The 13773-nt window shown below is 40.2% G+C and carries 12 protein-coding genes and 1 pseudogene; 8 read left to right on the top strand and 5 right to left on the bottom strand.

From position 1 onward, the window contains the following. Positions 1–106: 106 nt before the first annotated feature. Together ACQKFO_RS14710 and ACQKFO_RS14705 are read left to right on the top strand one after the other, a co-directional pair. Positions 107–1024, top strand: a complete 918-nt coding sequence (locus ACQKFO_RS14710) for a LysM peptidoglycan-binding domain-containing protein (protein ID WP_427599610.1) — start codon at positions 107–109, stop codon at positions 1022–1024. Between the two features lie 454 nt (positions 1025–1478). Then, positions 1479–2306 (top strand): annotated as a pseudogene (locus ACQKFO_RS14705) (nuclease-related domain-containing protein); the annotation flags it as partial. Between the two features lie 46 nt (positions 2307–2352). Here ACQKFO_RS14705 and ACQKFO_RS14700 read toward each other — a convergent pair. Beyond that, positions 2353–2844, bottom strand: coding sequence for an MFS transporter (locus tag ACQKFO_RS14700; RefSeq protein ID WP_427599609.1), 492 nt, complete (start codon positions 2842–2844; stop codon positions 2353–2355). 234 nt (positions 2845–3078) lie between these two features. Beyond that, positions 3079–3417 carry an MFS transporter gene (locus ACQKFO_RS14695; protein WP_427599997.1) on the bottom strand — a complete coding sequence of 113 codons (339 nt, stop codon included), beginning with the start codon at positions 3415–3417 and terminating at the stop codon, positions 3079–3081. A 283-nt stretch (positions 3418–3700) separates the two neighbouring features. On the opposite strand from ACQKFO_RS14695, the gene ACQKFO_RS14690 reads away from it, so the two are divergent. After that, positions 3701–4234: a DUF6241 domain-containing protein gene (locus ACQKFO_RS14690; protein ID WP_427599608.1), complete on the top strand. Its 534-nt coding sequence runs from the start codon at positions 3701–3703 to the stop codon at positions 4232–4234. Positions 4235–4590: 356 nt separating this feature from the next. Here the strand turns inward: ACQKFO_RS14690 and ACQKFO_RS14685 are convergent, their stop codons facing one another. The 3 genes from ACQKFO_RS14685 to ACQKFO_RS14675 form a co-directional block, all read right to left on the bottom strand. Continuing rightward, a complete protein-coding gene (locus tag ACQKFO_RS14685; protein ID WP_427599607.1) occupies positions 4591–5352 on the bottom strand; it encodes an SDR family oxidoreductase in 762 nt (253 codons plus the stop codon). 41 nt (positions 5353–5393) lie between these two features. Further along, complete coding sequence (locus ACQKFO_RS14680; protein ID WP_427599605.1) at positions 5394–6305, bottom strand: helix-turn-helix domain-containing protein; 912 nt, start codon at positions 6303–6305, stop codon at positions 5394–5396. Positions 6306–6586: 281 nt separating this feature from the next. Further along, positions 6587–9889: an EAL domain-containing protein gene (locus tag ACQKFO_RS14675; RefSeq protein ID WP_427599603.1), complete on the bottom strand. Its 3303-nt coding sequence runs from the start codon at positions 9887–9889 to the stop codon at positions 6587–6589. A 318-nt stretch (positions 9890–10207) separates the two neighbouring features. Here ACQKFO_RS14675 and ACQKFO_RS14670 point away from each other — a divergent pair, with 318 nt between their 5' ends. From ACQKFO_RS14670 to ACQKFO_RS14650, 5 genes are all read left to right on the top strand, one after another. Beyond that, the gene (locus tag ACQKFO_RS14670) at positions 10208–10465 is read left to right on the top strand and encodes a hypothetical protein (RefSeq protein WP_427599601.1); all 258 of its coding nucleotides are present in this window, start codon (positions 10208–10210) and stop codon (positions 10463–10465) included. A gap of 320 nt (positions 10466–10785) precedes the next feature. Further along, complete coding sequence (locus ACQKFO_RS14665; protein WP_427599599.1) at positions 10786–11214, top strand: YwqH-like family protein; 429 nt, start codon at positions 10786–10788, stop codon at positions 11212–11214. Further along, a complete protein-coding gene (locus ACQKFO_RS14660) occupies positions 11215–11514 on the top strand; it encodes a DUF5344 family protein (protein ID WP_427599597.1) in 300 nt (99 codons plus the stop codon). Positions 11515–11534: 20 nt separating this feature from the next. Continuing rightward, the gene (locus ACQKFO_RS14655) at positions 11535–13271 is read left to right on the top strand and encodes a ribonuclease YeeF family protein (RefSeq protein ID WP_427599595.1); all 1737 of its coding nucleotides are present in this window, start codon (positions 11535–11537) and stop codon (positions 13269–13271) included. Beyond that, a complete protein-coding gene (locus ACQKFO_RS14650) occupies positions 13232–13519 on the top strand; it encodes a hypothetical protein (RefSeq protein ID WP_427599594.1) in 288 nt (95 codons plus the stop codon). Before ACQKFO_RS14655 ends, ACQKFO_RS14650 begins: the two co-directional genes overlap by 40 nt. Positions 13520–13773: the final 254 nt, after the last annotated feature.

Raw genomic sequence — 13773 nt, 5'->3', positions numbered from 1 at the left:
CTTATTTTTCTTCAGATAAGAATATTAGCCTATTAAACTATCAGTCTTCTTCCCCCATAATGGACAAGCAACAAAATTCGACATTATCGATAAAGGAGACATTTTTTTGAAGAAAACCATTATTGCCTTTACTACTGCTGCACTACTTTCGTCAGTTGCTGTCAATTCAACGGAAGCGGCTTCTTACCGCGTACAATCAGGGGATTCCCTTTCGGTGATTGCTTATAAATATGATACATCTGTTTCAAACCTGAAGAGCTGGAATAACCTGAGCTCTGACATGATTTATGTAAACCAAGTCCTTGAAGTATCAGCGCCAAGCACTTCTGCTAAAACATATACCGTTCAATCAGGAGATTACCTGTCTAAAATAGGTGTGAAATTTGATGTGTATCTAGCTGAACTTAGAGAATGGAACAACTTGAAGAGTGATGTCATCTATCCTGGTCAAACGCTGATCGTTTCTTCAGGAGGAACAAGCACGCCACCACCATCAGGCTCCAGTACCTATACGGTCCAATCGGGAGACACCCTGTCGCACATCGCTGTCCGCTATGATGTGAGCATATCCTCCATCAAGTCATGGAACGGCTTAACCTCCGATAACATTTACGTCGGTCAAAAGCTTTCCATAAAAGGAACCTCTGATGGCGGGACTCAAACACCATCTTCCAACGTGGTCGACATCGCGAAGAAATATGTAGGAACTCCATACGCATGGGGAGGAACATCACCATCCGGCTTCGACTGCAGCGGATTCATCTACTATGTCTTCAACCAGGCGGGACAATCGATTGCACGTACGAACACAGATGGCTACTATAGCAAATCATCCTTTGTTTCGAGCCCGAAAGCAGGGGATCTTGTATTCTTCGAGAATACATACAAAGCCGGCATCAGCCATATGGGGATCTACCTTGGAAACGGAGAATTCATCCACGCTTCAGACAGCGGTGTGACTATTTCCAAGTTGAGCAACACGTATTGGAAACCTAAATTTGTCGGATATAAACGATTTAACTAATATTATGGAGCGTCCTGCCTAAGCGGGGCGTTTTTTATTTGTGTTATTTCCGAGGAAATTCGACATACAGGATCAATTAATTCAATGGAGGATCAATAATCCCAAATCTGGATTGAATACTACTGAAAGGGGATCAATTCCTCCACGAAGGCATGCCCAGCCCGAAAATTCATCCCCAACCCGTTCCACAATTCCCGTAAAGGACCACCACTCCAGTTAAAAAAAGACAATCCTAAACAAAATCCCATCAAGTAGCAGGAATTTCATCAAAAAAGTAGAATGATTCTATATCCCAACCAAAAGGAGTGTTTCCTTAACAAATGAATGTAAAAAAACGAATACCTCCCCACAAACACCTCCAAACCGAAGCCTTACTTAAAAGGCTGCAGCCCCCTGGTCACCCGAAAAGCCCCCTCATTGAACAGGATCTCAAAAAAGGAAAGCGGGATACGCAGGGGAACGGTCAGTCGATTATCACTTAAGCTTCCTGACGGATAAAAAGTATATGATCTTCAACGACCTCTGTCTGCCCATGGAACCGCACGACTTCCAAATCGATAGCCTGCTGGTCACCCCCTACTACTTACTCCCAATCGAAATAAAAATCATCTCCGGAATCCTTACGATAGACCCCGAATTCAATCAACTCTCCAAGGAGTTCAATGGAATCGAAACTGGCTATCAAAATCCCAACACACAAGTCAATCGCCAGAAGCTGCTCCTTCAGAAGTGGTTCCTGAATAATAAGCGTCCGTGTCCCCCAATCGAATTCCAGGTGGTTTTCAGTCATCCGTCAACGATTCTGAAGATGGCTCCCGGTCATAAACGAATCCCTCCTTACCACAAAATCATCCACGCCCAAAACATCGTGAGAGAAATCAGCAATCTAAACACACAATACACCCGGGAAGTATTCAACATCAAAAAAGTAAAGCGACTCCTACTGAATCAACACAAACCTAAGTATTCATCAATACTCACAACCTATCAGTTAACCGAAACAGACATCATAAAAGGAGTACAGTGTAAAAAATGCCTTCATATCATGAACAGGAAGACAGGCATATGGCAATGCCCCAACTGCCACCAGTTGTCCAAAACAGCCCACCATAACGCCATTCAGGATTACTTCCTTCTCATCAAACCCACCATTACCAATCCTGAACTGCGAAACTTTCTGAACCTGTCATCACCAAAAACCGGCACAATAATCCTGCAATCCCTCAACCTCAAAAAGGAGGGATCCACCAAAGGCACCGTCTACACCAACATCTTTACATAAAAAAACCGCCCAGGATTCAATATCCTGAACGGTATCCCGCCAAACTCTATTTGTTACTATACACACCATCCGCTACCCGATCATACTTCCAATACATCCATCCACCAAGCACCACGCAAGGAATCACGACAACCGCCATTCCTAGAAACGCAGAACCGGGCGAAATATCATACAAGAAACCACAGATAAACGTCAGAATCGCCGTACTCAATCCCATACCCATAGGAGTATACACTCCTTGGGCAGCGGGGATATCCTTGCTCTCCAATTCTTCATAAATCAACCGTATAAAAGCATAATGTGTCAATACGAAGGTTAGAGAGTGAAAGATTTGGGTAAAGATGAATACAGGGGTGCTGGGGAATAGGAACAACATAGTCCAACGCGTCACAGCAGCCCCTGCTGATATCATAAACATGACTGAAATGCTTCTCCCTTTTAACAAACGATCTAAAAACGCAAAGAACAGAATTTCAGGCAATACGGCAATATTTAAATTCACGCCGATATAAACGGCGCTAACATCTAATTCCTTCAATTAGAGCACACCATAATTATAGTAAGAAGCATGTGCCCCCCTGAATCAAGACAACAATTACCCTGGCCCAGACAAAATTACGGGATTTCAGCAAGCCCCGGTATGAAAGCTTTTCCTGACCACGGGTACCACTCATGGACTCCCACCGAACAACAGATAAATCACTGCCCCCTCGGTGAAAATCGAAGTCAAAAACCCAACTGCAAGCAACGCAACCGTATATCCAATCGATCCCTACGACCGGCTCCGGCCATAATCAATGCCATCTTCCTTCATCATCACAGCCGCCATCCTCTCCACCATCGGAAGCATCATCGGGTAAACAAGGCTGAACAACACCATGCACACCAAAATCATACCAAAGGAATTCATAGGCAGGAACAGTAGCAATGCAACCCTGGAAATCAACACAAGCCACCGAGAAAGTCGACCCAATGAAATCGTCTGACTCAACTTCGGAAACATGCAAAAGCTTGAAAACGACCGGGCAATGATTGAAACCGCAATCACCGTACTTGCAGCCGAAATAGAAAAGTCCTTACTCTCCACCAGCCACGCTGTCCAATAAGGTATGAAAATTCCCCATGTGAAAATAATCGAAAAGAACTGAACGGACTACCATGTCTGATTTTTCAAATCTATCAAAACTCCCTTTATGTAAACTGGAAATCAATTTACAAACATTGAGTAATAATATAGAAGTTAGATGGGGAATACCAACTTAGCGACCATCTCTTTAGGACCATTGAAAAATATGGAAGGATAATTATTCATTTACAAATACTTGCAGGACATTATGCCTAACGAAGAGAAGTAGTACTACAGAAAAATAGAGATTCCATACAGGGGGAGAACCATGCTGCGAAAAAAATCATTCACCATCATAGTGGGAAGCGTCCTGCTCTTTACGGCCATCGGAGTCTATATTGCAGTAAGCAGTTTGAATAATGCAGGCACAACGGATGATATCAATCAAACAGATGTAGTCTCGACAGCGGGTGTAACCACCACTGCACCTCAAACCAAAACGGGCAAAGAAAATCCATTCGGGGAAAAAGTAAAGACACCGTTAAGTGAAGATTTGATTCAGCAATACATACATGCGATGAGTCACCAAAAGGTAGAAGCAGAGGAAAAATGGTCATTCTTTGAGGTAACCGATGAACGTATCGATTACTTGTTAGGGCAATTAGAAATTAATAACTATAAAAGTGAACACACCTATAAAGAAATCTTAATGAGCTGGAAAGAGGGGGATTTCTCTGGTGCCGTCAGTGATCATAATAAGATTTGGAGAATGAGGAACGGGAATATCGGAAGAGCAACAGGGTTGCTGTCGACTAAAGAAGAGAAGAAGTATATCGAAAGCCAGAAGAAAGAGAAGCGATAATAGGGGAGTGAAGATGTATTAGGAGGCACGTCTTTTCTGTGTGGCTCCACCCTATAAACAGATGAAAAAATGAGCTTGAGGCACCAAACCTCAAGCTCATTCTTGTTCACTCACTAATAAAATATTTCACTTAATAATCAGACCACAATACATGCCCTTATTCACTTGGCTCCTCATGACTATCCACCAGAAACAGAAAGAACATATTATTTTAAATGTTTACAAAACACCAGCCACTCCATAATTTAGCATCCTTATGTTTGTGGAAATTCATAAAAGAATCCTATATAAAGGGCACGTTTCCAGTGGCCTTTATATAGGATTTTTTAAAATATAGTAAAACTTAAATCATTAATCTACCTCCCAAGCCACCCCCCATCAACAGCCACCAAATGCCCATGCACATAATTCGAAGCCTCCGAAGCTAAATAAACGACGGTACCATTGAAATCATCCGGTTCTCCCCATCGATCAGCTGGAATCCGATCAAGAATCTGTTTACTTCTGACAGGATCTTCTATCAGAGCAGTATTCATGTCTGTAGCAATATACCCTGGAACAATCGCGTTTACATTGACACCCTCCTTAGCCCATTCATTGGAGAGGGCTTTAGTGAGTTGTGCCACACCGCCTTTTGCTGCTGCATAGGCTGGAACGGTCAATCCTCCTTGGTAGGAAAGGAGGGAAGCGGTGTTGATGATTTTACCTTCTCCCCGCGCAACCATGTGACGACCTGCCTCCTGACACAATAACCAGACGACTTTTAGATTGATATTCAGCACATCATCCCAATCGGATTCAGGGAAATCAACAGAAGGCGACCGGCGCTGAATGCCGGCATTGTTTACTAAAATATCAATCTTTCCAAATGTCGAGATCACACTGGGAATAGCCGATTTCACTTCTTCTTCCTTTTCAAGATCACATGGTATAATGGCGCACTTTCTACCAAACTGTTCAATTTCTTCCTTCACATCAGTCTGTTCCGGATTTCTTTGAAGTAAGGCAATATCTGCTCCGGCTTCTGCCAGGGCCATTGCCATTGACCGTCCAATCCCACGAGTAGCCCCCGTGATGGCGGCTACCTTTCCGGTTAAATCAAATAGATTCTTAGTCATATGTATCTCTCCTTCTGCAATTTCTTCTTTTATTAGATTGATCATACAAAATATGGTGGATGAACCCTATGCTTCCTGCGCCTCATCTTCTCCATCTTCTTCCCGAGAAAGTCTATATGTACTTTATCATTACGAAGCTCGAACATATGGTATGCCCGTTGCATATAGAAAAGGGCTTTATCGATGTCATCCATCAGCTCATAGTTGTAGCCGATTTGATAATGCAGCTCGCCTATTCCCCAAAGAAGTTCTTCCTCAAAACACCACTTGATTGCCTTTAGGCAATAATTTGTTGACTCTTCCAGTCTGTGACAGCGGGTCAGGACTCTGGCCATATTACAGAATAATTTGGTTTTGATGACCTTTTCTTGTAAATGTGCGGTTGTTTTCATGGCTGTTTCAACTTGGTGATAGTAATCGAGTGCTTCGTCATGGTGATGTAGCGTAGCATGAACCGTACCAATGGTTGACAGGATCTCCATTTCTCTTTCGGACATGGCTTTTTTAGTATGGGCGGTAAGATGGTAAGCTTTATGTAAAAGGGTAAAGGCCGATTCGGTTTCTTTCTTCTCTTCATACAGGAAGATCGCTTTATGCCAGTAGAGTAACTGAAGCTTCTCATTATCTTTATAAAATAGGGGATTCTTTTCCTCGATTTTCACGACATCGATCATCCCTTTGTATTGCCGTGTATCTCTTAAAAATCTTAATTGCTTTTCCACTTCCCTGATATAATCCAGCCTGGGCGTGGTTCCGATTTCAAAGAAATAATTGATGTCGACACCAAGTTTAACAGCAATTTGATAGAGAGCCGTGGCACTTGGATAAATGTCTCCTTTTTCAATCCTGCTGATGAGTGCCTGCGTACAGATTCCTTCCGCCAGATCGCCTTGTGTGAGCCCGACCATCTTCCTCATTTCCTTGATTTTTGTTCCAATTACTGAGTAGTCCATAGTAGCACCTCTTTGGGGTAGTCATTATTCTTAGTGTAACATGGGGAGGGTTCCCACTAAGGGGGATACCTGCCCTCTCTTTCAGGACCGGTTCAAAAGTGAGTGTGTTGAAACCGTGAACTACCTCCTCATTGTTATGAGGTAAATCCATCAAAATCCCATCTTTTTCATAGAGAAGCTGCCTTTTGTATTACCTTTATTGAAGTGGTGCCCCAGCAGCTGGCTGCAAGGATTCTTGGGGTTTCGGAAAGGTATGGGGTAGAGTGGGAACCGTTCCCACTCTAACTGAAATACTCCTTAGCACTAACAGATAAGAACCTGCCTTCTGAAACTAAGCTTTTATCCTTAAGTTCTAATTGTAGCTGATTCATGACTTTGGATAGTTTGAAAGTCTCTTTCTCTGATATAGTAAATTGCAATCCATATTGATACACATTGCTTGTATATTCATTTTTCCAGACAACATGACCCTGGAAGAGAAGGGGTTGACCCAGTACATCAGTTTCAATATTGATTACTACATCATTTCTAACAGGTAAATGAATCTGTGATAAAAACCTTATTCCTCCAAGCCCCATATCTTCAATTAAGATTTCTGTGTTTCCGAGGTTCACTTTCTTGCCGTTAAATTCTGATATCGTCATATCCGCTTCTAGTGGATGAGTGAAATTCACTCTGAAAAACTTTCTTCTATTCTTCATCATACTCTGTTTCGTCGATGGACTTGGTGCTATTACCCTCTTTTTCAGCAAAGTTACAAATTTATTAGGAGACACAGGTTTACTAAATAAATACCCCTGAATGAAATCGCATTCCTTTTGTTTCAAGAAATTTAATTGTTCAAGTGTTTCCACACCTTCTGCTACAATGGTGAGTCCTAATCCGTGTGCCATTTGAATTAAACTTGAAATGATAATTTGATCCTCTGAATCTTCCATAATATGATCAATAAAGGATTTATCTATTTTGAGCGTATTTAAATCAAACTTCTTCAAATGGGTTATGGAAGAGTATCCAACTCCAAAATCATCAAGGGATATTTTGATTCCTTTTTCTCTTATATGATCGATCGTTGAAAATACTATGTCTGATGATTGAATGAGAGATGTTTCTGTCATTTCGAATTCAATTAGATCTGGTTCAATTTGATAAGCTTGTAATGAAAATTCGATGACTTCGATAAGATTTTTCTTTAATAATTGTTTGGGAGAAATATTAATAGAGATAGGAACAGGCTTTATCCCTATTGCTTTCCATTCATGAATCTGAATGCATACTTTATGTATGAGCCATTCACCGATCTCACAAATGAGTTCACTTTCCTCAGCGATTGGAATGAATTCTCCTGGAGACACATTTCCCCACTCAGGATGTTGCCATCTGATCAACGCCTCAGCTCCAATGACTTCTCCCGTACCAGCTGCTACCTTTGCCTGGTATTCGATAAAAAACTCATTATTCGTAAGGGCTTGCCTCATATCCTTTTCAAGGTGATACACCTTATAGGAATTAATATTCATTGAAGGAGTATAGATTTTAAATGTATCTCTGCCCAGATGTTTTGCATTATATAATGCCGTATCAGCATTTTTTAATATGGACTTGGTGTTCACTTCACCGTTTTCCTCAAAAGGATACATACTGATCCCGATACTAGTGGTGACATGAAGTTCAAATTCTCCAATATTGTACACGTTTCTAACTCTTGTAGTGATGAGATCTGAAAGTCGAATGGCTTCTTCCACATGTACATCATATAAAATGATAGCAAACTCGTCCCCGCCCATTCTAGCAACAACATGTTGATCAGATATGCATTCTTTTAATCTTTTCGACACAGCAATTAATAATTCGTCACCTATGTCATGGCCCAACATGTCGTTTATATGTTTGAATCGGTCCAGGTCCAATAGTAAAATGGCGAATGTCGAATGAGAATCCTTCTGATTTAACAACTCTTGAACCTTCAAATCAAACAGTCTTCTGTTAGGTAAGTCTGTTAAGTAATCATGGTAGGCTAAATGTTGAATTTTAAATTCAGAATCCTTTTCTTCTGTAATATCCCACATGATTCCATCAATTCTTATCAACTTTCCCTCGTCATTTAAAACAGGGAAACACTTTGTGTCAGCCCAACGCACTTCACCGGAGCTATGGACAAACCGATGTTTAATAAATGCTTTCTTTCCCACAAATAAACCTTGAATGGCTTTAATGACTTTGTTACGATCTTCAGGATAAAGAAGTGACTCCCACAAACCTTTATTACTTAATACAAATTCCAGGGAATAACCATATATTTCTTCAAAACCTTTTGAACAAAATAGAACTTTTTTAGACTCAACATCAATGGACCAAATAACCTCTTCCAGGTTGTTATAGATCGTTTCTATTTGTTTTTCTTTATCTGCCAGTTTTTCTTTAACCTCAAAGAGATTTGTGACGTCGTAAAAAGTTCCTATAATTCTCTCTACCTTCTTATTTCTACCAAAAACCGGTTTGCCTGTAATTTGTACGACACGTTGTTCCCCGTCCATTCGAAAGATTCTTGAGAAATGGGAAAAGTTCTTCCCGTTCTCGATCGTATTGGTCATCGCACCAACACATTCTTCTACATCTTCTGGATGCAACAACTTCAGATATTCTTCGAAAGAAGGGGCACTTGAAGTTTCTTCATCCATTCCAAAAATACGAAATAATTGTTTAGACCAGAATCCTTCGTCTTCCAATAAATTGTATTCCCAACTCCCAATATTCGCTATTTCCTGGGCTTCATTGAGACTTCTTTGAACGTTTTGGATGCTATTTTCGTATTTCTCAAATAACGTTATATCTTTAAGAATGACGGTTAAAGTCTCGACTTTTCCTTCGAGTACATTTGGTATAAAGGTAACAAAGGCTCTAATTTGATTTCCACCTATGTTATATATTATCGTATTGAATTGAATTAAGTCCCCTGAAAAAGCAGCATCAAGCTTTAAGTTGAAATCCTCTAAGTGTACTTGAGGGATAAGGTCATAATGGAAATGAAGGTCATTTTTTTGATATCCCGTTAAATGAATGAATGACTCATTTACCTCCACAATCTCTCTATTGGGTGACAATGTGAAGATCCCATCAGGATATCGATTAAATAATTCCTTTTTGAATTTAATAGATTGTTTCAGTTTTTCTTCATTCGTAATGTCTTTAGCAATGACTAAAATACCGCAAACTTTCTTTTCTACAATACATGGGGAGGCGGTTACATATAGTTTGAAGCTTTGTGATTTCTTATTTAATATTGAAATGGTAGTTACTTGATGTTTCCCTTTTATTGTTTTATTGAATTTCTTCATCATTTCTTCTAGATAGGTTTCATCAATATATGGAATGAAAGATTTATGCAGTACTTCCTCCTCTGTCACCCCTAATAATTTCTCTCCGGATTTATTTACTGCAATAAAATTCCCTTCGATATCTAAAAGGAATGTAGCATCTATATTAGCCATAAAGACCTCATTAAGATAGCCATTATTAAAATCGATAGTACCGTGTAAAGTGGTGCTTTTATCTTTCTTTAGTAATGATTTTAAAGGGTTCAAGCCAGTCACCTCATTTAATATTTAACAATATAGTCCACTTCCTAAAATACCATAATATAACTTTAAATCTAGAAAATCACTGGGAAATTTAGTATGTAAAGCTGGAAGCATGGGGACGGTTCTCGTGATTCTTTGACTTTTGAAAGCTCCAGAACCGTCCCCATGCTTCTTGGAGGTTTTTTCTAATTTATTCTATTATTTATAGTAAAATAGCATGGGTCAATATGATTCTTTATACCTAATATAGTGGAAAGATAATTATTTTCAAGGGTATTGAATGTGAAAAAAAGGCTACAAGAACTTAAAGGGGTAAACAATATGTTTTGTCATCATTGCGGAGAAAAGCTTTGTAGCAGTAGCGGGAAAGCTCTTAAAGAAGTATCTGATAAAGATATTAAAGAAGCCAACAAAAGGGAAAAGAAGACTTCATCAAAGGCGACACAAACTGCCATGCTATTGATTCCGGTTCTAACTCTTCTGCTAACTGGTGGAGGAGTATATGGGTATTATATGTGTAACCCGGGGACGAATCCCACTCAACTTTTTCCCCACCACTGCCATTTTAATGACTGCTAGTGACACTTATTTCCGACAAAGCTCAACTCTTCATAAACGTTTTCTTCCATTCTCTAGTTTCGATTCTTCCATTCCAAGATAAACTTCAATGTGTACACCACATCGAAGCTCTTACCCTTAACGTTCCATACCTCATTTCTTCCTTGTTTAGGTCTAAAGTCGTGTATCTTGCTGTAAGAGGTTTTGTTTATTTCCAATTGTGGTATAAAAGAACGATGATAAAATTCCTTTTTTTGTAATAATCTCATTTCTGAATAGATTGGTGAAGAAATGGGTGGTACTATATCATTAGTGGAATAATCTGTAAGGGAGATGCCGATATGGGACTCTACAATGACTTGAATTACATTCAGAATGTGATCCATTCCCGATCAAGCGATATTCAGGAAAAGATTTCACGGTTGAGGGAAGCAAAAAGCGCCATTCTGAATGAGCAAAGTCAACTTCTAAATGAAATGAAGCAAATCCAACAGCCGGAATTACATACTAATTGGATGGGTCCGAGGTCCGAAGATTATCATGCGGAACGGGATTCTGCCCTTCAGGCGATGCGGCAAATCGGACATGAAAACTATGACGAATACGTCAGTTCTATAGAATCAAAGATGCATTCCTTGGAAGCGCAGCAAGGGGTTATTAGCTTCTACGGCAATCTGGCCAATGACGCAGAATACTTATTTTCCAAAGGTGAAGATTTTTATGAGCAGGTCTCCCATAAAATTAGTGACTTGAAAGGGAGGTTATTTTAGATGAATGTGAGCCCGGGATCTGGAGGCGGATCAACGCAGCAAATAAAGCTCAACCATACTGCGGTCATGGCGAAACTGAATGAAGCGATCAACTCACTGGAACGGCTTCAGCTGAAGGCACCCGCACAGGAGCAGTTGGGACGGAACAAGCTGAATTATACAGATGCATGGATTCAGCGTGAACAGAACATTCAACTGTTATTAAAGGAATATATCGCCACAGTGGAAAAGAATATTGAAGATACCAAGGCAAATGTAGAAGCTTTAAAACAACAGGATGAAACCATAACAAGATCCTGATAGAAAGGCAGACGCGACCATTGAAAGTATATGAAGCCCCCACTTTACTCGACGCAATGTTATCACGTCGACATGAATACGAGACATTAAGAGACCAACTTCTTACACTTAAAAGCTCTTTTCAAGCTATTGTGGAACTTGACGATGAATTCCAGGGAAAGGGTGCCGATGCCATTAAAGGTTTCTACGGTGCTCAAATCGATGTCGTTGAGGTTTGGATTCAACTCGCTGAAAGTAACATCGCTTTTTTCAATGGCATTCAAGGTGACGCAGAAGGGCGAAACCTTGGCAGGGAAACGGTGGAACTCCCATTCCTCGAGGAAGATCTTCATCAAACCGAAAGACGTTCAGGTGAAATGATCGCTGCACAGCAGCAGGAACTCCAAAGAATCCTCAATCGCATAAGCGACATCCAACCGCTGAATGTCTTTTCACGGGATCGATTCGATACCCATATGGAAGAGGCAAAGAGGCAGCGAGAGGATACACTTGACTCCGTTAATCGATTTGATGAAGAATTAAAAAGGGAATATCAACATTTAGAGGTCAGCGAACAGATACTCTCAGGGCTGATGAGGGAATTAATGGAATCATCCAGGCAAGGAAATCATATATCACCGCTCTATTTCAACGCGACAGCCTATTACTCCAGTGATGCCTATCAGCTGACAGACGACATCACAGCCCAGACCGACTCTTATTTGAAATTCAAAGAATCACAAGAACAGGCGAGAGAGCCCAAACCGATCCCGGAAGAAAATGTCAACGAAAATCCCCTCACCGAATCCCTCAACAGTTTCAAAGAAATCGGACAGGACCTCTGGACCGGGATGGAGAAGAGAAATGAAGACAAATTTGACTCCGTCTATGATTTTGGAAACTATATTACGGCTGGCGGACTGGGTTTAGGCAAGGGCTTCGCGAGTGGTCTGAATGAACGCGCTGAAGAAGCAACCGAATCAGGCTCTGACTTTATCAACTACCTGACGATGGGTGGAGTGGATCTTTTCAATGGAGCAGTAAACCCAGATGACTCTTACTCTAAAGAACACTGGTTGGACAGCTTTGGCTTGGCAGCACTTATTGTCGGCGGGGCGAAACCGGGGTTAAAAGTCAAAGGTGGCACGAATATATCAACTCCAGGACCTAAAACAGTTCCGAAAGTTTCGTTGACTCATAGATGGAATCAGATCCGTTTGGGGATTGATGATCTTTATAAGTGGCCTATGATGGTTGCTGATAATGGTATGTTGATTGGTGGAGAGCCTGGGTGGAGTAGGTTTTCTGTGGAGAGGACGGTTAAGGAGAGAGAGATAGGTACTGGTGATAGGGTTGGTACTAAGGGTACGGATAACCTTAGTGATCCATACATTGGCGTAAAACAAGCATCTGAATATTTAAAGTCACAAGGGGTACCACGTCAATTCAGAAAGACTACATTAGAATCATTTGAAATCGGTACAATTAGGCTTGATGTTGCAGGTTCAAGTACTTATGGGTTAAGGTTTTATGATAATATTAATGCTTATGCAAAAGGAAGATATTTGTTTGAAACATTTTCACCACAAGTTAATAGAAGTAACTTAGCACTTCCTCCAGATTGGAACAGAATGACAGGTATTCAACAATGGCAAGTTGAACCAGACACAATAATAATTAAAGGAAAAGCAGGTCCGCAGTTTCAAATAGGAAATCAATATATTGGAGGCGTAGAACAATGGTATATAACGAACCTAGACAGCTTAATAAAACCGTAAACTTTATAAAGAAAGCTGAAAAAGTAAAATTGAACCTTGAGTGTGAAATTAAAGCTCACAAATTAGGTCAAGGTAAAGATGGGACGATAAGTCAACTTGAAAATTTCTATAAAGATATCGAACTAATGATTGAAAGTAAAAGCCATATCCCATCATATCCAAGAGCTATTGCTGACTCGTGGGATTTTAATAGTGAACTTGGAAAAGAATTATTAGATTTATATGAGAAGTATAAGAAACTAAGTTAAGTATCTCTGAAAGAAATGATAAGTCAACTTAGGTGATAAGGGAAGCGCGGGGACAGATCTCGTGCTTCTTTTTGCAATAAACATAAAGGTGTGTGGAATTTGGATGTAAATGGTATATTTCACTTAACTGGATATAGAGGTGCCCTAAAAAAATAATAATTGTTGTTAATTAAGTATTGTAGTACATTATCTTGAAAAGCAGATCGTTCAAAGCTCATTATAGAACCCCCTAATTAAATATATTATGATTATAA

The sequence above is a fragment of the Rossellomorea sp. NPDC071047 genome (assembly GCF_050270195.1).
Classification (GTDB): domain Bacteria; phylum Bacillota; class Bacilli; order Bacillales; family Bacillaceae_B; genus Rossellomorea.
Note: the sequence above shows the minus strand (reverse complement) of the source record. Positions and strands in the feature narration are given on the sequence as shown.

Coding starts and splice junctions, on each gene's coding strand:
- ACQKFO_RS14690 (WP_427599608.1), top strand. CDS start 3,701: ATGCTGCGAAAAAAATCATTCACCATCATAGTGGGAAGCGTCCTGCTC.
- ACQKFO_RS14685 (WP_427599607.1), bottom strand. CDS start 5,352: ATGACTAAGAATCTATTTGATTTAACCGGAAAGGTAGCCGCCATCACG.
- ACQKFO_RS14680 (WP_427599605.1), bottom strand. CDS start 6,305: ATGGACTACTCAGTAATTGGAACAAAAATCAAGGAAATGAGGAAGATG.
- ACQKFO_RS14670 (WP_427599601.1), top strand. CDS start 10,208: ATGTTTTGTCATCATTGCGGAGAAAAGCTTTGTAGCAGTAGCGGGAAA.
- ACQKFO_RS14665 (WP_427599599.1), top strand. CDS start 10,786: ATGGGACTCTACAATGACTTGAATTACATTCAGAATGTGATCCATTCC.
- ACQKFO_RS14660 (WP_427599597.1), top strand. CDS start 11,215: ATGAATGTGAGCCCGGGATCTGGAGGCGGATCAACGCAGCAAATAAAG.
- ACQKFO_RS14650 (WP_427599594.1), top strand. CDS start 13,232: ATGGTATATAACGAACCTAGACAGCTTAATAAAACCGTAAACTTTATA.